Source organism: Kitasatospora sp. NPDC001664 (genome assembly GCF_053596675.1).
The window spans coordinates 58,983-78,650 of the sequence record NZ_JBSFGS010000034.1 but is presented as its reverse complement, the minus strand read 5'-3'; the positions used below and the strand labels follow the sequence as shown (position 1 = coordinate 78,650).

17 protein-coding genes and 1 pseudogene are annotated in these 19,668 nt (G+C 74.2%); 13 read left to right on the top strand and 5 right to left on the bottom strand.

What is annotated here, in order from left to right:
- Positions 1-234: 234 nt before the first annotated feature.
- Together ACWCYY_RS34450 and ACWCYY_RS34445 are read left to right on the top strand one after the other, a co-directional pair.
- A complete protein-coding gene (locus tag ACWCYY_RS34450) occupies positions 235-798 on the top strand; it encodes an AMIN-like domain-containing (lipo)protein (RefSeq protein ID WP_449798253.1) in 564 nt (187 codons plus the stop codon).
- 179 nt (positions 799-977) lie between these two features.
- Positions 978-2,141 carry an SMI1/KNR4 family protein gene (locus ACWCYY_RS34445; RefSeq protein WP_449798252.1) on the top strand — a complete coding sequence of 388 codons (1,164 nt, stop codon included), beginning with the start codon at positions 978-980 and terminating at the stop codon, positions 2,139-2,141.
- A 67-nt stretch (positions 2,142-2,208) separates the two neighbouring features.
- Here ACWCYY_RS34445 and ACWCYY_RS34440 read toward each other — a convergent pair.
- A pseudogene (locus tag ACWCYY_RS34440) lies at positions 2,209-2,406 on the bottom strand (helix-turn-helix domain-containing protein); the annotation flags it as partial.
- 398 nt (positions 2,407-2,804) lie between these two features.
- On the opposite strand from ACWCYY_RS34440, the gene ACWCYY_RS34435 reads away from it, so the two are divergent.
- On the top strand, positions 2,805-4,319 hold the full coding sequence (locus tag ACWCYY_RS34435) for an SDR family oxidoreductase (RefSeq protein ID WP_449798251.1): 1,515 nt from the start codon (positions 2,805-2,807) through the stop codon (positions 4,317-4,319).
- A 291-nt stretch (positions 4,320-4,610) separates the two neighbouring features.
- Entirely contained in the window at positions 4,611-7,112 is a 2,502-nt protein-coding gene (locus ACWCYY_RS34430; RefSeq protein ID WP_449798250.1) for a tetratricopeptide repeat protein, read from the top strand.
- Here ACWCYY_RS34430 and ACWCYY_RS34425 read toward each other — a convergent pair.
- The 3 genes from ACWCYY_RS34425 to ACWCYY_RS34415 form a co-directional block, all read right to left on the bottom strand.
- Entirely contained in the window at positions 7,081-7,479 is a 399-nt protein-coding gene (locus ACWCYY_RS34425; protein ID WP_449798249.1) for a hypothetical protein, read from the bottom strand. The genes ACWCYY_RS34430 and ACWCYY_RS34425 overlap by 32 nt on opposite strands.
- Before the next feature lie 179 nt (positions 7,480-7,658).
- Positions 7,659-8,615 (bottom strand): NAD(+) diphosphatase, encoded by a 957-nt coding sequence (gene nudC / locus ACWCYY_RS34420; RefSeq protein ID WP_449798248.1) that lies wholly within the window; start codon positions 8,613-8,615, stop codon positions 7,659-7,661.
- Between the two features lie 75 nt (positions 8,616-8,690).
- A complete protein-coding gene (locus ACWCYY_RS34415) occupies positions 8,691-9,830 on the bottom strand; it encodes a PucR family transcriptional regulator (protein ID WP_380150292.1) in 1,140 nt (379 codons plus the stop codon).
- A 133-nt stretch (positions 9,831-9,963) separates the two neighbouring features.
- On the opposite strand from ACWCYY_RS34415, the gene ACWCYY_RS34410 reads away from it, so the two are divergent.
- The 4 genes from ACWCYY_RS34410 to ACWCYY_RS34395 all read left to right on the top strand — a co-directional run bounded on the left by ACWCYY_RS34410 (position 9,964) and on the right by ACWCYY_RS34395 (position 13,722).
- Positions 9,964-10,977: a ferredoxin reductase gene (locus tag ACWCYY_RS34410; RefSeq protein ID WP_449798255.1), complete on the top strand. Its 1,014-nt coding sequence runs from the start codon at positions 9,964-9,966 to the stop codon at positions 10,975-10,977.
- Between the two features lie 7 nt (positions 10,978-10,984).
- The gene (locus ACWCYY_RS34405; RefSeq protein ID WP_449798247.1) at positions 10,985-12,103 is read left to right on the top strand and encodes a fatty acid desaturase family protein; all 1,119 of its coding nucleotides are present in this window, start codon (positions 10,985-10,987) and stop codon (positions 12,101-12,103) included.
- A 160-nt stretch (positions 12,104-12,263) separates the two neighbouring features.
- The gene (locus ACWCYY_RS34400; protein ID WP_449798246.1) at positions 12,264-12,827 is read left to right on the top strand and encodes a papain-like cysteine protease family protein; all 564 of its coding nucleotides are present in this window, start codon (positions 12,264-12,266) and stop codon (positions 12,825-12,827) included.
- Positions 12,828-12,837: 10 nt separating this feature from the next.
- The gene (locus ACWCYY_RS34395) at positions 12,838-13,722 is read left to right on the top strand and encodes a hypothetical protein (protein ID WP_345288469.1); all 885 of its coding nucleotides are present in this window, start codon (positions 12,838-12,840) and stop codon (positions 13,720-13,722) included.
- A gap of 7 nt (positions 13,723-13,729) precedes the next feature.
- On the opposite strand, the gene ACWCYY_RS34390 is transcribed toward ACWCYY_RS34395, so the two are convergent.
- Entirely contained in the window at positions 13,730-14,392 is a 663-nt protein-coding gene (locus ACWCYY_RS34390) for a pyridoxamine 5'-phosphate oxidase family protein (protein ID WP_449798245.1), read from the bottom strand.
- A gap of 120 nt (positions 14,393-14,512) precedes the next feature.
- Between ACWCYY_RS34390 and ACWCYY_RS34385 the strand changes: the two genes are divergently transcribed.
- From ACWCYY_RS34385 to ACWCYY_RS34365, 5 genes are all read left to right on the top strand, one after another.
- Complete coding sequence (locus ACWCYY_RS34385) at positions 14,513-15,790, top strand: amidohydrolase (protein WP_449798244.1); 1,278 nt, start codon at positions 14,513-14,515, stop codon at positions 15,788-15,790.
- A gap of 212 nt (positions 15,791-16,002) precedes the next feature.
- Positions 16,003-16,674: a GAP family protein gene (locus tag ACWCYY_RS34380; protein WP_449798243.1), complete on the top strand. Its 672-nt coding sequence runs from the start codon at positions 16,003-16,005 to the stop codon at positions 16,672-16,674.
- A 130-nt stretch (positions 16,675-16,804) separates the two neighbouring features.
- Positions 16,805-17,536: a (Fe-S)-binding protein gene (locus ACWCYY_RS34375; protein ID WP_345288472.1), complete on the top strand. Its 732-nt coding sequence runs from the start codon at positions 16,805-16,807 to the stop codon at positions 17,534-17,536.
- A complete protein-coding gene (locus tag ACWCYY_RS34370; protein ID WP_345288474.1) occupies positions 17,533-18,984 on the top strand; it encodes a LutB/LldF family L-lactate oxidation iron-sulfur protein in 1,452 nt (483 codons plus the stop codon). The genes ACWCYY_RS34375 and ACWCYY_RS34370 overlap by 4 nt, the downstream gene beginning before the upstream one ends.
- The gene (locus ACWCYY_RS34365) at positions 18,981-19,649 is read left to right on the top strand and encodes a LutC/YkgG family protein (protein WP_449798242.1); all 669 of its coding nucleotides are present in this window, start codon (positions 18,981-18,983) and stop codon (positions 19,647-19,649) included. The genes ACWCYY_RS34370 and ACWCYY_RS34365 overlap by 4 nt, the downstream gene beginning before the upstream one ends.
- The last annotated feature ends 19 nt before the right edge of the window (positions 19,650-19,668 follow it).

Sequence of the window (19,668 nt, the reverse complement as noted above, 5' to 3'; positions counted from 1 at the left end):
CCGCTACGAACGCAAGGCCGACCACTTCGCCGCCTTCGCCAGCATCGCCGCAGCCCTCATCTGCACCCGACGGCTCTCCAAATGAGATGCCTTCTAAGCCCGAGTCGGTGGCCCCGCGAACAAATCGTCGTACGTGTGCAACCTCAGGGCCGGACCGGAGCGTATGTACAGGCGAACGAACGATCGACGTACCTGACGGGGAGACAGATGATGCGACGTTGGACGGCTGTACCGATGGCACTCGTGCTGGCCGGGGTCGGAGCGGCGGTGATCCCGGTGACGGCCTCCGCGGCGGCACCGGCCGCAGCCGTCGCCGCGTGCGAGACCGGTTGGGGCAGCCTCGCCAAGGCGGGCGGGGCCAATGCCGAGGACTACCGGTACATGACCGGCGTCAGGACCGGTACGCACCCCTGCTTCGACCGCATGGTCGTCGACGTGCCCGGATCGTCGCCCGCCAAGCCGGTCAAGTACCGGATCGACTACCAGGATTCACCGATCCGCACGAGCACCGGCGACGAGCCGATCCCCGTCGCGGGCGGCAAGGTGCTGAACATCGTCGTCTGGGCGAACACCTACGACGCCGACTGGAACCGGACGTACCCCATGCGCACCGGGGAGAAGCTGCCCGGGCTCGACTTCACGGGCTACCCCACGTTCGTGGAGGCGCGGGGCGGAGGGTCGCACGCGGGCGAGACGCAGTTCGGCCTCGGGGTCCGGGACCGGCTGCCGTACCGGGTCTTCCAGCTCGACAACCGCCTGGTGATCGACGTGGCCCACACCTGGGGCACCACGAGCTGACCCGCCGGGCGCGGACCCACGCCCCCGTACCGACGGCGGACCGGTACGGGGAGCGTCCTGCGCCCCTCCCCGGCAGCCCGCGTCCGCGTACGGCGGGTAGGCCGTGTGGGGAGCCCGGAATCCGCCGTCCGGGGCGGGTGCCGATCAAGCTGTCGGCGCCCCTGTCTAGAGTGCGTTCCATGACAGCAGATCTGGTCCGGGAGTCGTGGAGCCGAATCGACGCGTGGCTGCGCGAGCACGCGCCTCGCACCTTCGCGTCCCTCCGGCCTCCCGCGGGGGACGAGGAACTCGCGGCGGCGCAGGAGGAGTTGGGCCTCACCTTCCCTCCGGACCTGGTCGCCTCACTGCTCCGGCACGACGGTGCGCAGGAGGGGCCGGAGGCCTTCCGCTTCCCCACGGACGACCGCCTGCTGGGAGTGAGCGGGATCCTCGAGAAGACCCGCTTCCTCCGGGACATCGCCGCCGACCTCGACGAGGACCTCGAAGAGGACGAGGCCGGAGGCTACTGGCACCGCGGCTACGTCCAGTTCGGCACCTACGAGGCCACGGCGGACGGCCTCACCGTCGACTGCCGCACCGGGCAGGACACCTTCGGTGCGATCGGGCGGTTCTTCGACGAGACCGGTACCGCTTTCGGCAGGGCCGGTTCGCTCGGCGAGTACCTGGCGGAGCTGGCCGACCGGCTGGAGCGCGGCCGGGACGCCGGTGTGGTCACGTTCAACGGCCGGCTGCTCTGGGAGTCGGCGATGCCGGCCCACCCCGAGTGGGGCAGTGCCGACGATCCGCTGCCCGCAGCGGACGAGCGGCTTCCGGAGCTGGACCTCTCCTGCAGCCCCGCCGACCTCCTGCACGCCGTCCACCTGGACGGCCTGGAGGAACTCGGCTCGCTGGTCGCGGTCGTGCCGGCGGAGCGGGTGGCGGAGGCCGCCCGCAAGCAGCTGCGCCGACTGGCGGTCGAGACGGGCCTGGCCAAGTACCCGGAGGTCGGTGCGGCCCTGGACGCGTGGGACCGGGGTGAAGTCCCGCCCCGGCCGGAGCAGTTCGACCCGCTGGTCCTGCGCCTGCGCGCGGTGGTCGCGCAGGCGGGCGCGCACCGGGACGACACCCGCCGGTGGGCCGCCGAGAAGATGGTGCACGGGATCTGGGGCTCGCCCTACCGGTCGGTGTACGAGAGCGCGACCACCCGGAGCCGACTCACGGTCGACTGGCGTGCGGACCTCCACGCCGACCTGGGCGGACAGCCGCTGCCGCCGATGCCCGACGACCACTTCTGGGGAACTCTGAGCAACCCCGCCGTCGACTCCAGCTGGTACGCCGCCCGCCACGCCGAGGCCCGGGACTGACCCCGGGACCGATCCCGGTACCGACCCACGCCCAGGCGAAGTGGAGGGCACGGCCGGTGACGGCTCCTCAGGTGGTCCTGCGGTAGGTGCCGGGCGGGGTGCCGTGGACGCGCTTGAAGGTGTGGGCGAAGGCGAACTCGGAGGAGTAGCCCACCTGCGCGGCGACCGATCTCAGCGGGGAGTCCGTGGTCCGCAGCAGTCGTGCCGCCGTGGTCATCCGCCACCGGCCCGGTCCCACCGTGGCCCGGACTCGCTGCACAAACGCTCCAAGTGCAGGCGGGGCGGCGAATCGATGCACGGTTTCGGCATGACCCGCCGAAGGCCGAGCCCCGGCGCGAGCCGCCTCACCGGTTCGCGGCACGCCGACGCCGAGCGCCTGCCGGAGGTCCGGTGCACCACAGCGGCGCACCACCCCGATCGGGGCGGTGGCCGTCCGGGCCCTGACGCCCGCCCACCGCCGGCCCGGCTGCGCGCTGCGGACCACGGGCAGCCGTCGGCCTCCAGAAGCGTCCGTCATCCTGGAGGAGTCGTCTCCTCGACGGGCCGGGGAGCCCGAGCACCCCGCCGGTCGAGCATCCCGCACACCGCGGGCCGAGCCCCCCGCACACCGCCGCACCGAACCACCGCCGCCGCCCGGCGGCCACCGCGAAGGAGGACCGAGACATGGACGCGTACCCGAGCGGCCCCCTGCGCTGTCTGGTCAGCGGAGCCACCGGCTACATCGGGGGCCGGTTGGTGCCCGAGCTCCTCGCCCGCGGGCACACCGTCCGCTGTCTGGTCCGCGACCCGGGCCGCCTGCGCGACCAGCCCTGGCGGGCCCGGGTGGAGACCGCCACCGGCGACGTCACCCGGCCCGAGAGCCTCGACGGGGCCTTCGACGGCATCGACGTCGCCTACTACCTGATCCACTCGCTCGGCACCGGGCCCACCTTCGAGGCCACCGACCGGGAGGCCGCCCGCGCGTTCGGGGCCGCCGCCGCGGCGGCCGGGGTGCGCCGCATCGTCTACCTCGGCGGCCTCGTCCCCGCCCACGCCCCCGAAGGCCTCTCGCCGCACCTGCGCTCGCGCGCCGAGGTCGGCCGCATCCTGCGCGACAGCGGCGTGCCCACCGCCGAGCTGCGCGCCGCCGTGATCATCGGCTCGGGGAGCGCCTCCTTCGAGATGCTGCGCCACCTCACCGAACGCCTGCCCGCGATGGTGACCCCGCGCTGGGTCTCCACCCGGATCCAGCCCATCGCCGTCCGCGACGTCCTGCACTACCTGGTCGGCGCCGCGCACCTGCCGGCCGGGCTGAACCGCAGCTTCGACATCGGCGGCCCCGACGTCCTCACCTACGAGGAGATGATGCGGCGTTATGCCCGCATCACCGGGCTGCACCACCGCCTCATCGTCCCGGTCCCCGTCCTGACGCCCCGTCTGTCCAGCCACTGGGTCGGCCTGGTGACCCCGGTGCCGAACTCGATCGCCCGGCCCCTGGTCGAATCGCTGCGCCACGAGGTGGTCTGCGGCGAGCACGACATCGCCCGCTGGGTGCCGGACCCGGAGGGCGGGCTGACCGGCTTCGACCGCGCCGTCGAGCTGGCGCTGCGCCGGATCAAGGACGCCGACGTCGCCACCCGCTGGTCCTCCGCCTCGCTGCCCGGTGCCCCCAGCGACCCGTTGCCGAGCGACCCCGACTGGGCCGGGGGCAGCCTCTACCAGGACGTCCGGGAGCTCACCGTCAGCGTGCCGCCGGCCGCCGTCTGGCAGGTGATCGAGGGCATCGGCGGTGACAACGGCTGGTACTCCTTCCCGCTCGCCTGGGCCCTGCGCGGCTGGCTCGACCGCGCGGCCGGTGGCGTCGGCCTGCGGCGCGGACGCCGCGACCCGGCGAGGCTGCGGGTCGGGGACTCCCTCGACTTCTGGCGCGTGGAGGAGATCGAACCGGGCCACCTGCTGCGCCTGCGCGCGGAGATGCGGCTGCCCGGCCTGGCCTGGCTGGAGCTCTCCGTGACGCCGGCCGGCGACCACGGGGCGCACTACCGCCAGCGGGCCCTGTTCCACCCGCACGGGCTGGCCGGGCACGCCTACTGGTGGTCGGTCGCGCCGTTCCACACCTTCGTGTTCGCCGGCATGGCCCGCAACATCACCGAACGCGCGGGCCAGGACGGTACCCGCCCCGTGCCGGCCCGGTCCTGACCGCCCGTCAGGCCCCGTGCGCCGACGCGGCAACGGGCTCCGACACGCGGCGCCACCGTCGACACCGCGCCGGACGCCCGCCCGGCCCGGCGGGAGGCCTGCGCCACCGGAGCGTACGGCCGTGCGCGTACGGCCGTGCGCCGGAGGTCCTCCCCGGACCGGGCCTCGGTCGCGCCCGAACGGTCAGCTGTGCCGTGTCCCTGTCACTTCGGAGCTCGTCCCGGTACGGTCGTGCCGCGCGCCCGGCGGTCGGGAGGGGCGCCGGGACGGCAGGGCGAGGGGGTGGGGTCGATGGCAGCCGGGGACGGTGGCGGCCCGGGCACGGACGGTGTCCGCAGCCTCGCCGACCTGCTGGCGGCGCTCGACGGGCTGCGGATCCGCGCCGCCCGCGGCACCGGCAAGGCCCGGGTCAGCCTGCGCGATCTGGAGCAAGCCACCGGCATCGCCCGCAGCAGCCTCTCCGGCTACCTCAGCGGTGCCCGCCCGATGCCGGTCGACGTCCTCGACGCGGTGGTGCTCGCCCTCGGCGTGGCACCCCGGGACAGCGCCCGCTGGGCCGCGGCCTGGGAGCGGGTCAACCTCCCACCCGCGCCAGCGCCACTGCCCGCGCCGCCGCCCGCCGGCGCTCCCGCACCGCGCGAACTGCCGCGCAGCACACCGTCGTTCGTCGGGCGCGAGGCCGAACTCGCCGCCATCGCCCGCCGTCTGGCCCCGGCTCCCGCCGACCCCGCCGACCCCGCCGGACCGGCCGGACTCGCCGACGGCCCGGCCGTGGTGGTGGTGCACGGGCCGGGCGGGGCCGGGAAGTCCGCCCTGGTCGTCAAGGCCGCGCACGCCGCCGCGGCCGCCTTCCCGGACGGCCAGCTGTACGCGGACCTGCGCGGCGCCAGCCCCGGCATCGATCCGCTGACGGTCGCCGAGGTGCTCGGCCGCTTCCTGCGTTCGCTGGGCGTCCCCGCCGCCGACCTGCCCGGCGGCACCGCCGAGGCCGCCGCCCGCTGGCGCACCCTGCTGGCCGGGCGACGGGTCCTGCTGGTGCTGGACAACGTCGGCACGGCGGACCAGGTCGAGGCCCTGCTGCCCGCCGACGGCGGCTGCGCCGCCCTGGTCACCAGCCGGGCCCGGCTCGGTCTGCTGGACGCCGTCCGGATCCCGCTCGGCGGCTGCCCGCCGGACGAGGCGCTGGAACTGCTCGCCCGCACCGTCGGGCCCGGCCCGGTCACCGCCGACCCGGGCGCCGCCGCCCGGGTGGTCGAGCACTGCGGGCTGCTGCCCCTGGCCATCCGGATCGCCGGAGCCCGCCTCGCCGCCCGCCCCGACTGGACGCCCGCGCTGCTCGCCGACCGCCTCGCCGACCAGCGCCGCCGACTGGACGAGCTCCGCTACGGCGACCTCGCCGTCCGCAGCAGCCTCCAGGTCGGACTGGACGCGCTCGCCGAGGAGCAGGACCGCACCGCCCTGCTGCTCGCCGCCGAGGCCGGACTGCCCCGGCTGACGGTCCCGGCGGTGGCCGCCCTGCTCGGGGTCGCCGAACCGGAGGCGGACGCGGCGGTGACCCGGCTGGTGGAGGCCGGCCTGCTGGAGGTCGCCGACGCGGGCGGCCCCGAACTGCACGACCTGGTCCGGCTGCACGCCGCCGAACAGGCCGCCGCCCTGCCGGCCGCGCTGGTCGAAGGGGCCCTGCTGCGGCTGGCCGGGCACTACCTCGGCGGCGCCGACGCGGCCGCCCAACTGCTGCGCGCCGACCCGGCGACCCGGCTCGCCGAGGACTGGCTCGACCCCGGGTGGACCGGCCGCGCCGCCTTCGCGGACGTCCCGGCCGCGGCCGCCTGGCTGGCCGCCGAACTCCCCACCCTGCTCGCCCTCGCCCGGCGCCTGGCAGCCGCGCCGGGGCCCGTCGCGCGCTACCCCCTGGTCCTGCTGCGCACCCTTCAGGCGTACCTGCCGCGCGGCGGCCACTGGTCCGACTACGGCGCGCTCGCCGAACTCGCCCTGGACATCGCCACCCGGATCGCCGACCCGCGGGCCGAGGCGCTGGCGCTGATCGCCCTCAACGGGATCGACCAGCGGGCCGGCCGCTTCGCCGACGCCGCCGCCAAGCTCGACCGAGCGCTTCCCGCAGCCCGCACCGCGGCCGGAGCGGTCGGTGAGGCCTCCGTGCTCTCCCACTACGGCCACCTGCACCAGCAGGCCGGAGAGCACCGGCGCGCCCTGGAGCGCTACCATCAAGTGCTCGACCGCTACCAGGAGTTGGGCATGCGGATGCAGCAGGGCCTGACCCTGCACAACATCGGCGAGATCCACCTCGACGACGGCGACCCGGCGCGGGCGGTGGCCCGGCTGGAGGAGTGCCTGGTCCTCCAGCGCGACGCCGAGGACCTGCTCGGCGAGGCCCTGACGCTGACCCTGCTCGGCCTCGCCCACGGCGAACTCGGCTCTCTCCCCGTGGCGTTGGGCCACCTGGACACCGGGCTGGCCCTGGCCGAGCGCACCGGCCACCGCGACGCCCGGTGGCTCGCCCTGACCGTCCGGGCCGAACTGCGCACCCGTACCGGTCACCCACGCCAGGGCGCGGACGACGCTCGCGCCGCCCGCGACCTGCACGCCCCGTCGGGTGACCGGTACCGGCACGCCCTCGCCCTCACCGCACTGGCCCGCGCGAACACCGCGGCCGGTGAGGGCTCCCCCGAGGAGTCCGAGCGGGCCCGGGCGCTGCTCGCGGGCTGCGCCCGCCGCCCGCTCCGGGCCCTGGAGCGGCTGCTCAGCGGCAGCGGTACTGGGAACCGTTGTTGACCTTCAGGTAGACCGAAGCGATCCACCCCTGCTCCTGGGTACCGAAACGCCGCCCGTACCACCAGATGTTCGAGCCCACCTGGGAGGTGGAGACGTAGCTGCCGTAGTCCCAGCACCACAGGTAGAGCGAGGTGCTCAGGGCCCAACTGCCCTTGACGGTACAGGTGTTGTGGTCCGGCCCGGTGCGGTAGTTGACCCCGCTGGCGATCACCGTGGCCGTGGCGTCGCTCTTGTTGGGGTGCGCCCACTCCGAGGTGCAGTCACGGGTGGCCGCCGAGGCGGGCGAGGCGGAGACGGCGAGCGTACCGGTGGCGGCCGCGAGCGTGAGGGCGAGGGCGGTCAGCCGCTGGGCGTAACGGGTCTTCAAGGAGGGTCCTCCGTCCGTGGTGATCGTGCGCCCACTATCGCGGGACGGACCACCCACCCACCCGGATCCGGGACACTCGCGGACGATCGTGGACAGGGCCGCACAGGACGCCGCACGGACATCGCCCCGAGCGAGCGCCGAGCGTCCCGGCCCCTCGGCCCCCGGCCGCGGCGTCCGACTCACTCCACGTCGGCCAGCCACTGGTCGATGAGCACCTTGCCGATCGAGTCGACCCGGTAGGGCCCGCCGTCGGCGGAGTCCGCGATGCGCGACCGGAGTTCGGCAGCCGTGAACCAACGTGCCTCCACCACCTCGACGTTGTCCACGTCGATCCGGTCGGAGACGGCCTCGGCGCGGAACCCGATCATCATCCCGGACGGGAACGGCCACGACTGGGATCCCTGATAGGTGATCGTCCCCACCTCGACACCGGCCTCTTCGGCGACCTCGCGGCGCACCGCGTCCTCGAGGTTCTCCCCGATCTCGACGAACCCGGCCAGCGTGCTGAAGCGGTCCGGACCGGAGCCCGCGTGCCGGCCGAGCAGGCAGCGCCGAGGCGTGCCGGGCAGTTCCACCAGCACGATCACGGCCGGTTCGATCCGCGGGAAGAGCAGCTTTCCGCACTCCTGACAGGTCCGCAGGTGGCCACTGTTGCCGGGGACGGCCGGACCGCCGCACGCGCCGCAGAACCGCTGGTTCCGGTTCCAGTGCAGGATTCCACGGGCATACGCGAGCAGGCCCGCCTCCTCCGGCGTGATGGTGGGAACCATGGCCCGCACATCCAGCACCGTGTCCGCGGTGGCCAGTTCGACGGCGTCGGACCGGTCGACGCGGGACACGTCGGCCGCGAACACCGCGGCCTCCCCGTCCAGGCCGAGGAACACCGGGTCGTCGGCGGCGTCGAGGATGCCCCGCGCCTCGGCCGGCGGCAGCCGGACGGGCCTGTCGTCGCGGACCAGACAGTGGTCCCGCCAGAAGGGAATCACCTGGGTACCGGGGCTCGTCAACAGCCCGGCGACCCACTCCGTGTCGGTACGCCGGCCGCCAACCCGGTCAAGCTCCAAGCCGCTGTAGTACAAGGTTCCCCCTAGCCCGTCCTGTCCTGCGCGGATTCCACGATAGTGGGCGTCCACCACCGCTGGTCGGAGGCCTGAGCCTTGTTGCGCCGCCTCCCGTCGGCCATGCCCGTCTCCGCACCGGCAGGGCCCCCGTCAGGTGGCCGGGAGGCCGACCGCCAGGGTCAGTTCGAGGACGCGGTGGGGGGAGGCGAGGTCCGGGAACAGCTCCCGCAGCTGCGCCATCCGGTACCGCACCGTCTGGGGGTGGACGAAGAGCGCCGCCGCCACCTCCTCCCGCCGGCCCTGGTGCAGCAGCCAGGCCCGCAGCGTCTCCTCCAGCCGCCGCGCGGTCGCGGCCGGCAGCGCCCGCAGCGGGGCGAGGGCCCGGGCCCGCAGGTCCGCGAAGGCGTCGGCGTCGGCGGTCAGGACGAGCTCGGGCAGGTGGTCCTCGGTGTCGCGGATGCCGGGGGAGAGGGCCCGCGCGCGCAGGGCCCGCGCGAACGAGGCGGAGGCCCGGAGCCACGGCCGGGCGGGGCCGACCACGGCGGTGCGGTCGGTGAGCTGGCGCAGGAGGTGGGGCCGGTCGGCGTCGGGGACGAGCAGCACGCCGGTCTCGTCGGGCAGGTCGTCGAGGACGAGGGTGTTCGGGTCGAGCGTGCGGTAGGCGGGCCGCGCCTGGGCGGCGGGCAGCAGGACGGCGGTCAGCGAGACCGGCGGCTGCCAGCGGGCCCGCAGGACGGAGGCGGGCAGGACGTCCGGTCCGGCCTCGGCGAGCAGGTCGCGGGCCAGCTGTTCGAGGTGGCGCTCGTGGGCCCGGCCGCGGGCGGCGAGTTCGTCGGCGTGGCCCGCCGCGCTCGCGGCGGAGAGCTCGTCGATGTAGGCGAAGGTCAGCTCGGCGAACTTGGCGACCTCGGCGGCGGGCAGGCCCGCGGGCACCGCGCCCGCGGCCAGGCACCGCCAGGCCACCCGGGCGCCGACGCGGTAGGCGCTGAGCAGGGCGTCCATCGAGCGGCCGTCGCGCACCTCGCCGCGCCCCAGCTCGTAGGCCGCGTCGCCGGCGTCGCCCCCGGTGGTGTGCCCGCTCGCGAGGTCGAGGTAGTGCCCGAGCGCGGTGCGGACGGCGCGGCGGATGGTCCCGCCCATGCGGCCGGAGAGGGCGTTGGCGTAGGACGGGACTTCGTCGATGATCGCCCGGACGACCTCCTCGGCGGTGGTGGTCAGCTCGGCCCGGAGGGCGGCGACCGTCGTCTCGTCCAGCACCGGTTCGGCGGCCCTGCGGACTGCGTTGCTCATGGTTCTTGTTCCCTACGAACAATTCGGCCGATCAGATTCACGTCCTACGGTCAGGACTCTACGTCTTCGGACGAAGCAAGCTGGGGCCATGACGAGTACAGCCCTCCGCAGCAGGGCGTGGAAGCTGCTGGAGATGGTCACGACGCCGCTGCTGCCGTCGGACTACCTCGATCTGGTCAGCCCGCTGCGGGCCGGCGCCGAGCTGCGCGGGCGGATCGAGGCGGTGCACCCCGAGACCGAGGACGCCGCGACCGTCGTGATCCGGCCGGGGCGCGGCTGGCTCGGTCACACCGCGGGCCAGTACGTGCGGATCGGGGTCGACGTCGACGGGGTGCGCCTGTGGCGCGCCTACTCCCTCACCTCGCCGACGGACCGTCAGGACGGCCGGATCACCGTCACCGTGAAGGCGGTGGCGGACGGCCGGGTCAGCGGGCACCTGGTCCACCGGACGGCGCCGGGCACCCTGGTCCGGCTGGAGCAGCCGGCGGGTGATTTCGTGCTGCCGCCGGCCAGGCCCGCCAAGGTGCTCTTCCTGACGGCCGGCAGCGGCATCACGCCCGTGATGGGCATGCTGCGCGAGCACGCCGCCCTGGACGACGTCGTCATGGTCCACAGCGCGCCGCGGCCGCAGGACGTGATCTTCCGCGCCGAACTGCACGAGCTCGCCGGGGCGGGCCGGCTGCGCCTCACCGAGGTGCACACCGGCACCGACGGCAGGCTCGACCTCGCCCGCCTGGGCGACCTGGTGCCCGACTGGGCCGAGCGCGAGACCTGGGCCTGCGGGCCGATGGGCCTGCTCGACGCGGTGGAGCGGCACTGGTCCGAGCACGGCGTCCGGGAGCGGCTGCGCACCGAGCGCTTCCGCCCGGGCACCGTGGTGGCCGGGGACGGCGGCGAGGTCACCTTCGGCGCCACCGGGCGGACCGTCGAGGCGGACGGCGCGACGCCGCTGCTGGAGGTCGGCGAGGAGGCCGGGGTGCTGATGCCCTCCGGCTGCCGGATGGGCATCTGCTTCGGCTGCGTCACGCCGCTGAAGGCGGGCGCCGTCCGCGACCTGCGCACCGGCGAGATCACCGAGGCCGAGCCGGGCGTCCTCATCCAGACCTGCGTGTCCGCCGCGGCGGGCCCGTGCGAGATCGAACGGTAGGAGCACCGTGACCGCCATCGACCCCACCGCCCACCTGACCGCCGCTCAGATCGAGGAGCTCGGCCGGGAGTTGGACGCGATCCGCGACGAGGTGATCGCCGGCCGTGGTGAGAAGGACGCCGCCTACATCCGCAAGGTGATCTCGGCGCAGCGCAAGCTCGAACTGGCCAGCCGGGGCGTCCTGCTCTTCTCGATCTTCCCGCCCGCGTGGCTGATCGGCACCGCCGGCCTGTCGGTGGCGAAGATCATGGAGAACATGGAGATCGGCCACAACGTCCTGCACGGCCAGTGGGACTGGATGCGGGACCCGAAGATCCACTCCACCACCTGGGAGTGGGACCACGTCTCGCCGGCCGACCAGTGGAAGCACTCGCACAACGAGCTGCACCACACCTACACCAACGTGATCGGCAAGGACAACGACCTCGGCTACGGCATCATGCGCGTCGACGAGGACCAGCGGTGGCACCCGTTCCACCTCGGCCAGCCGCTGTGGAACCTCGTCAACGCCTGCTTCTTCGAGTACGGCATCGCGGCCTACGACCTGGAGCTCGGTAAGAACCTGCGGCGGCGCCGCCGCAAGGACCCGGAGTTCCGCGCACGGGCCAGGGCGGTGGGCCGCAAGATCCGTCGGCAGGTGCTCAAGGACTACGTGATCCACCCGCTGCTCTCGGGCCCCTCCTTCCTCACCACGCTCGCCGCCACCTTCACCGCGAACCTGGTCCGCAACCTCTGGACCCACTCGGTCATCATGTGCGGGCACTTCCCCGAGGGCGTCCGGGTCTTCGAGCGCCGCTCGATCGAGGGCGAGACGCGCGGCCAGTGGTACCTGCGCCAGATGATGGGCTCGGCGAACATCAGCGGCGGCCGTGCCATGCACTTCATGACCGGCAACCTCTCGCACCAGATCGAGCACCACCTCTTCCCGGACCTGCCGAGCAACCGGTACGCCGAGGTCGCCGTGAAGGTGCGCGCGCTGTTCGAGAAGTACGAGCTGGAGTACGTCACCGGGCCGCTGCCCAAGCAGGTGTTCTCCGCCTGGCGCAAGGTCGTCCGGCTCTCGCTGCCGAACCGGAGGTCCGCGGCCGGACCGCGCGACCGCGAGCGGGAGCTCGTCGCGGCCTGACGGCTCCGGCCGCCTTTCGGCCGCCGCTGATCTCCGGTACGACGATTCACCAATACGGGGTCAGTTTCGGTACGCACCATGGGCGTTCCGGAAAGTTCGTGCTCTGATTGGTCTGCCAGATTTCCCGGCATCCCTCGCAAGTCCGCGGGAAGGCAGGACGATGGGCAGATCCCCCTTCACGGCCGCCACGGTGGCCGTCGCGCTGACGGTTTCGGGCCTGCTCGCGGCCGCCGGCGGCCCGGCCCACGCCGAGGCGGGGCAGGACAACATCGGCATGTACAAGCAGGAGAAGACCCAGTGGTGCTGGGTCGCCTCCGGGCTGACGATCGCCAAGTTCCAGGGCTACGGCAGCACGCAGACCGACTTCTGCACCAGGGCGAACCCGTACTACGGCTGCGACAACCAGCCCGCCACCCTCGACGACATGGCCAGGGGATGGAACAGCCTCGGCCTGGGCCACCTCGGCACCGGGCTGAGCAGCGCGGCCACGTTCAACCAGGTCTACACGGACGTCAAGGCGGCCCGGCCGGTCGCCGCCCGGATCGGCTGGACGTCCGGCGGGGGCCACATGAACGTGGTCTACGGCTTCGACACCTCGAACAGCACCATCGGCGTCGCCGACCCGTGGCCCGACACCACCACCTACACGTGGTGGAACTACGCCGACTACGTCAGCAACAGCTCGTTCAAGTGGACCCACTCCCGGATCGGCATCTCCCGTTAAGGCAGGCGGTATGCACGGAACACGAACCTCCGGCGGGCGGGCGGCCTCCTCCCTCTCCCGACTGGCCGGCGCCCTGGTGCTCGGCACGGCCGCGCTGCTGTCCGCCGCCGGCCCCGCCCACGCGCTCGCGCCGACGGACCCGCTGCCGGCCGACATCCCGGACTACCGGGCAGCCCTCGACCTGGTGAAGTCGGCCGAGGTCCGCACCACCGTCTGCCGCTTCCTCACCGTGCCGCTCCCGCAGGGCGACGGGGGCGGGGCGCCGCAGCCGATCCCCGACCAGGCCGACCCGTGCGAGGGCCTGCCCGCGTTCACCGTCCAGGACCCGCTGGCGCTGAACGAGGTCGCCCCCGGCTTCGTCGCGGGCCGGACCCTGCCGGTCGCCACCGAGGCGGTCAGGCTCAGCCACCTGGTCTCCACCCTGAACGCCCCGGTCAACGGGCGGACCGCCACCGTCATGCTCGCCCCCACCGAGGGCGGCGGCTGGCACCTGGCCGCCGTGCGCGACGGCGACCGCGACGCCGCGTACGCGGCCAAGGCGGCCGTGGGCACCCTGGTCTTCACCGAGCCGCAGCTGCGCGCCTGGTACCAACTGAGGCTCACCACCGTCGAACCGCTCAACGACCAGGCCCGGCAGGGTCTGGACGGCCGGTCCTCGGTCTCGCTGAGCGAGTACCAGAAGCTGGTCAAGGCCCGCTACGCCGACAAGTTGCCCGGCTCGGTCTACGACACCGCGGGCATGTCCAGCGGCTACAGCGAGGCGGGCAGGACGCAGGGCACCTCCTCGACCCCCCTGCTGCTCGGCGGCTCGGGCGCCGCCCTGGCACTCGCGGGCGGTGCCGTCGCCCTCCTCCGCCGCCGTGGCGCCACCGTCCCCGCCCGGCAGGGTGGGTGAGCGCCCGTCAGTTCTGGCGGAAGCGGTGGACGGCCGGGTCGTAGACGGGGGCGGCGAAGCGGGTCCCGGTGATGGTGTCGGGGACGGGGGTGCCGGGGGCGGTGGTCAGGGGGATCCAGCCGGCCCAGGCCTCGACGTGGTCGTCCTTGGGTTCGTCGCGGGCGAAGCCGGCCCGGACCTTCATCGAGAACTCCTCGATGGGCATGGTCAGACAGGCGGTGTAGTGGGCCTCCTCGACGCTGGGGCGCCGCGCCGCGTTCGGGCCGGAGAGCCGGCCGGGGATGACGCTCTCGACCACCTCGGCGAGGGCGTCGGCCCGCTCCTGCGCGTCCTCGATCGGAGTCGCCCGGCCGAAGACCATGACGGAGCGGTAGGCGGCCGAGTGGTGCGAGGAGGCCCGCCCCAGGATCACGCCGTCGATCAGGGTGGCGGTCACGCAGAGCGGGGCCCCGGCGGCCGCGGTGGTGATGAAGCGGCCGAACGCCGAGCCGTGCAGCAGCAGTTGGTCCCCGACCCGCATGTGCAGGGTGGGGATGACCACCGGTCCGAGGTCGGTGGCGAAGCCGACGTGGACGGCGAGGGCCTCGTCCAGCACGGCGTAGGCCGCCTCCCGGTCGTAGGTGACCCGCTCGGGGTAGCGGTCGGCCGTGGTGCGCGCGGTAGGTCCCATGCCCGTCACGGTAGGGCGCCCCCGTCCCCGGCCGCCGGACGCGCGGCGGCCCCTGACCCCCGCTCACCCGAACGCGCGTACCGGTGGCCGCCGCAGCGGGCGCGGCCGAGGGTGGCGGGCATGAGCGACGACCGCCGGCACGAGGCCGCCACCCCCGTCCTGCGCAGGCTCGCCGAGATCCGCCCGCGCCTGGAGGAGCTCTACGAGGACCTGCACGCCCACCCGGAGCTGTCCTTCGCCGAGACCCGCACGGCGGGCCTGGTCGCGCAGGACCTGAAGCGGCTCGGCTTCGAGGTCACCGAAGGCGTCGGCGGCACCGGGGTGGTGGGCGTGCTGGCCAACGGCGAGGGGCCGAGAGTCCTCCTGCGCGCCGACATGGACGCGCTGCCGGTGCTGGAGCGGACCGGGCTCGCGTACGCCAGCGAGGCGACGGGCACCGACCAGGACGGGCAGCCGGTGCCGGTGATGCACGCCTGCGGGCACGACGTGCACGTCACCTGCCTGCTCGGCGCACTCGACCTGCTCGCCGGAGCGCGCCAGTGCTGGTCCGGCACCCTCGTGGCGGTGTTCCAGCCCGCCGAGGAGATCGGTTCGGGTGCGCGGGCCATGGTCGACGACGGGCTGTTCGACCGGGCCGGCACCCCCGACGTCGTCCTGGGCCAGCACGTCGCACCCATCCCGGCCGGGACCATCGGCTGCCACCCCGGGCCGGCGATGGCGGCCACCGACGCGCTGCACGTGCGGATGTTCGGCCGCGGCGCGCACGGCTCCCGCCCCGAGATGGCGATCGATCCGGTGGTGATGGCCGCCGCCACGGTCATGCGCCTGCAGACCGTGGTCTCGCGCGAGGTCGCGGGCGGTGACACCGCGGTCGTCACGGTCGGCGCCCTCACCGCGGGCACCAGGGACAACGTGATCCCCGACGAGGCCGAACTCAAGGTCAACGTCCGCACCTTCGCCCCCGAGGTCCGCGACGCCGTTCTCAAGGGCATCACCCGCATCGTCCAGGCCGAGGCCGTCGCCTCCGGGGCGGACCGCCCCCCGGAGATCACCGTGATCGACTCCTTCCCCGTCCTCGTCAACGACCGTCCCGCGTACGAGCGCACCATCGCGGCGCTGCGTGCCCACTTCGGCGAGGACGCCGTCCTGGACCACGGGCCCGCCACCGGCAGCGAGGACTGCGGCGTCCTGGCCACCGCCTCCGGAGCCCCGCTCTGCTACTGGTACTTCGGCGGCACCGACCCCGCCGTCTTCGAAGCCGCGGTGCGCGACGGGACCCTGGGACGCGACGTCCCCTCCAACCACTCACCCCGCTTCGCCCCCGTCGTCGAACCCACCATCGGGACCGGAGTCCGGGCCATGACCGTCGCGGCCCTCGGCTGGCTCGACCCCCGCTGACCGCCCCCGCTGACCGCCCCGGTGGCACGCCCCCTCGTCTCACCCGTCCGGCTCCCGTCGGTCGCGGAGCACGCGTGCGCTGGGGAGGGTGGCCAGCAGGGTCCGTGGCCGCGACCGGGCGCGGGTCACCCGCCCTGCCCGCGCGCCGGACGCCGCGTCAGGCGGGCGGGCACGGCCGCACCTCCACGAGCGTGAGGCCGGAAGGGGAATCGATGGGTGAGGCGATCGGGGCGATGCTGGCCTCGGCGGTGGGCATCGCGATCAGCCCGCTGCCGCTGATCGCGGTGATCCTGATGCTCGCCACTCCCCGGGGCAGGGTGAACGGCGTCGCGTTCACCGCCGGGTGGGTGATCGCGCTGGCGGTGGTGACCTCGGTGGTCGTCCTCGCCGGGTCGGGCATCGACACCGACGGCGGGAAGCCGGCCTGGTCGTCCTGGCTGGAGCTCGCGCTCGGGGTGCTGTTGCTGCTGCTGGGCGCGCGGCGATGGTGGGAGCGTCCGCGGCAGGGGCACGTCACGGAGCCGCCGAAGTGGATGCGCACCGTCGACACCTTCACCCCGGCCAAGTCCGCCGGCCTGGCCGCGGCGCTGGTCGTGGCCAACCCGAAGAACCTCGTGCTGGCCGTCGGCGGTGCCGTCTCGATCGCCACCAGGGGCGCGGACGGCGGCGGCAAGGCCGTCGCGGTGGCGCTGATGGTGGCGATCGGCTCGCTGTGCACGCTGCTGCCGCTCGGCGTCCACCTGCTGGGCGGGCAGCGGTCCGCCACGGTCCTGGGGGAGTGGAAGGCGTGGACGTCCGTCCACAACACCGCGATCATGACCGTCCTGCCGGTCGTCCTGGGCGCCGAGTATGTCGGCGGCGCGATCTCCTCGCTCGCCGCATGACGGCCCGTCACCGCTGCCCGTGCGGAAGCGGTACCGTCGAGCCCCGGCACCCGGTGCCGGTCGTCCGAGTGCGGGGCGACGGACTGCCGACCGAGCACGTACCGGTCCCCACCGAGGAGGGGTTGTCGCGATGCGGATCGCCCTGTTCATCACCTGCCACACCGACACGCTCCACCCGGCCACCGGCCGGGCGGTGGTGACCGTGCTGGAACGGCTCGGCCACACGGTCGAGTTCCCGTTCGAGCAGAGCTGCTGCGGGCAGCTGCACTTCAACACCGGCTACCGCGCCGAGGCACTTCCCCTGGTGGAGCGCTTCGCCCGGGTCTTCGGCGAGTACGACGCGGTGGTCACCCCCTCCGCATCCTGCGCGGGCATGGTCCGGGAGAACCACCCGCTGCTCGCCACCGAGCCCGCGCTCCACCGGCGGGTGACCGAACTCGTGCCCAGGGTCCACGAGTTCACGGAGTTCCTGACCGAGGTGCTGAAGGTCGAGGACGTCGGCGCCTCCTTCCCGCACCGGGTCGCCTACCACCCGACCTGCCACTCGCTGCGCGGGCTGCGGCTGGGGGAGCGCCCCGAGCGGCTGCTGCGGGCGGTGCGGGGTCTGGAGCTGGTCGAGCTCCCGAGGGCCGACTCCTGCTGCGGCTTCGGCGGCACCTTCGCGGTGAAGAACGCCGACACCTCCGCCGCGATGCTGGCCGACAAGACCGGCGAGGTGACGGCCTCCGGCGCCGAGGTGCTCTGCGCGGTCGACAACTCCTGCCTGCTGCACATCGGCGGCGGACTGTCCCGGCAGGGCAGCGCCGTGCGGACGGCGCACCTCGCGGAGATCCTGGCCGCGACCGAGGGAGACCTGCGATGAGCGACCGTGGCGTGGTGTGGCTCGGCGCGCCCTCCTTCCCGGAGGCGGCGCGCGAGGCCCTGAAGGACGGTCAGCTGCGCGCCAACCTCAGACGCGCCACCGGCACCATCCGCGACAAGCGGCTCGCGGTCGCCGGCGAACTGGACGACTGGGAGCAGCTCAGGGAGGCCGGCGAGGCGATCAAGCGGCGGACGGCGCGTCATCTCGACCGCTACCTGCTGCAGTTGGAGGCCGCCGTCACGGCGGCGGGCGGCACGGTGCACTGGGCGGCGGACGCCTCCGAGGCGAACCGGATCGTGGCGGGGCTGGTGAAGGCCACCGGCGAGACCGAGGTGGTCAAGGTCAAGTCGATGGCCACCCAGGAGATCGGTCTCAACGAGCACCTGGCGGAGGTCGGCATCACCGCCTACGAGACCGATCTCGCCGAGCTGATCGTGCAGTTGGGCGACGACCGGCCCTCGCACATCCTGGTGCCCGCGATCCACCGCAACCGCACCGAGATCCGCGACGTCTTCGCCGCCCGGATGGCTTCGTGGGGCCGCCCCGCCCCGGAGGGCCTCACCGACGAGCCCGCCGCGCTGGCGGAGGCCGCGCGGCAGCACCTGCGGGAGAAGTTCCTCAGGGCCAAGGTCGCGGTCTCGGGCGCCAACTTCGCCTGCGCGGACACGGGCACGGTCGTGGTGGTGGAGTCCGAGGGCAACGGCCGGATGTGCCTCACCCTGCCGCAGACGCTGATCACCGTCATGGGCATCGAGAAGGTGGTGCCCTCCTTCGCCGACCTGGAGGTCTTCCTCCAGCTGCTGCCCCGCTCCTCCACCGGTGAGCGGATGAACCCCTACACCTCGATGTGGACCGGCACCTCGGAGGGTGACGGACCGTCGGCCTTCCACCTGGTGCTGCTCGACAACGGCCGCACCGACACCCTCGCCGACCAGGTCGGCCGCCAGGCCCTGGCCTGCATCCGCTGCTCCGCCTGCCTCAACGTCTGTCCCGTCTTCGAGCGCACCGGCGGCCACGCCTACGGCTCCGTCTACCCCGGGCCGATCGGCGCCGTCCTCACCCCTCAGCTCGTGGGCGTGGAGCACGCGGCCTCCCTGCCGTTCGCCTCCACGCTGTGCGGGGCCTGCTACGACGCCTGCCCCGTGAAGATCAACATCCCCGAGGTGCTCACCCACCTGCGGGCCAAGGCCGTCGAGGCCGGGGGCTCCGGGCTGGAGGCGGTGGCGATGAGGGCGGCCGGCTACGTGCTGGACTCGCCGCGGCTGCTCGGCGCCGCCCAGAAGGCCGCCGCCCTCGGTGGCCGGGTGCTGTCCCGTGACGGGAAGATCGGGCGGGTGCCCGGCCCGATGCACGGGTGGTCCGACAGCCGCGACACCCCCGTGCCGCCGGCCGAGTCCTTCCGCGCCTGGTGGCGCAAGAACCGCGAGAACAGGGAGAGCCAAGGATGAGCAGCCGCGAGGGCGTCCTCGCCCGGATCCGCGCCGCACTCGCCGACGTCCCCGCCGACGAGCGGCCCGAGGACGTCCCCGTCCCCCGCGACCACCTCCGCAGCCACCTCGAACCCGGCCGGGACCGCGTCGACCTCTTCGCCGAACGCGTCGCCGACTACCGCGCCACCGTCACCCGCACCGACCCGGCGGGCCTGCGCGACGCCGTCGCCACCGCCCTCACCCGGCAGGGGGCCACCCGCCTCGCCGTCCCCACGGGCTTCCCCGGCGAGCTCCTGCCCGCCGGCGGGTGGGACTGGCACCCCGAGCCGCTGGACGTCCCCGCCCTGGACGCCCTCGACGGCGCGGTCACCCTCGCCGCCGCGGGCATCGCCGTCACCGGCACCATCGTGCTCGACACCGGCCCCGGCCAGGGCCGCCGCGCCCTCACCCTGGTCCCCGACTACCACCTCTGCGTCATCGGAGCCGACCAGATCGCCGACGACCTCCCCGACGCCCTGGCCCGCCTCGACCCGTGCAAGCCGTTGACGTTCATCTCCGGCCCCTCCGCCACCAGCGACATCGAGCTCAACCGGGTGGAGGGCGTCCACGGCCCCCGCACCCTCGACGTCCTCATCGTCACCCCCGCCGTCCCGGCCGTCCCCGCCGTCGCGGCCGGACCCTGACGGGGCCCGAGGCTGGAGG

What these genes read in the sequence shown, in the direction of transcription:
- ACWCYY_RS34395 (WP_345288469.1), top strand. Translation starts at nt 12,838, where the DNA reads ATGCACGGAACACGAACCTCCGGCGGGCGGGCGGCCTCCTCCCTCTCC.
- ACWCYY_RS34380 (WP_449798243.1), top strand. Translation starts at nt 16,003, where the DNA reads ATGGGTGAGGCGATCGGGGCGATGCTGGCCTCGGCGGTGGGCATCGCG.
- ACWCYY_RS34435 (WP_449798251.1), top strand. Translation starts at nt 2,805, where the DNA reads ATGGACGCGTACCCGAGCGGCCCCCTGCGCTGTCTGGTCAGCGGAGCC.
- ACWCYY_RS34445 (WP_449798252.1), top strand. Translation starts at nt 978, where the DNA reads ATGACAGCAGATCTGGTCCGGGAGTCGTGGAGCCGAATCGACGCGTGG.
- ACWCYY_RS34415 (WP_380150292.1), bottom strand. Translation starts at nt 9,830, where the DNA reads ATGAGCAACGCAGTCCGCAGGGCCGCCGAACCGGTGCTGGACGAGACG.
- ACWCYY_RS34410 (WP_449798255.1), top strand. Translation starts at nt 9,964, where the DNA reads ATGGTCACGACGCCGCTGCTGCCGTCGGACTACCTCGATCTGGTCAGC.
- ACWCYY_RS34450 (WP_449798253.1), top strand. Translation starts at nt 235, where the DNA reads ATGGCACTCGTGCTGGCCGGGGTCGGAGCGGCGGTGATCCCGGTGACG.
- ACWCYY_RS34390 (WP_449798245.1), bottom strand. Translation starts at nt 14,392, where the DNA reads ATGGGACCTACCGCGCGCACCACGGCCGACCGCTACCCCGAGCGGGTC.
- ACWCYY_RS34400 (WP_449798246.1), top strand. Translation starts at nt 12,264, where the DNA reads ATGGGCAGATCCCCCTTCACGGCCGCCACGGTGGCCGTCGCGCTGACG.
- ACWCYY_RS34375 (WP_345288472.1), top strand. Translation starts at nt 16,805, where the DNA reads ATGCGGATCGCCCTGTTCATCACCTGCCACACCGACACGCTCCACCCG.
- ACWCYY_RS34370 (WP_345288474.1), top strand. Translation starts at nt 17,533, where the DNA reads ATGAGCGACCGTGGCGTGGTGTGGCTCGGCGCGCCCTCCTTCCCGGAG.
- ACWCYY_RS34365 (WP_449798242.1), top strand. Translation starts at nt 18,981, where the DNA reads ATGAGCAGCCGCGAGGGCGTCCTCGCCCGGATCCGCGCCGCACTCGCC.
- ACWCYY_RS34385 (WP_449798244.1), top strand. Translation starts at nt 14,513, where the DNA reads ATGAGCGACGACCGCCGGCACGAGGCCGCCACCCCCGTCCTGCGCAGG.
- ACWCYY_RS34430 (WP_449798250.1), top strand. Translation starts at nt 4,611, where the DNA reads ATGGCAGCCGGGGACGGTGGCGGCCCGGGCACGGACGGTGTCCGCAGC.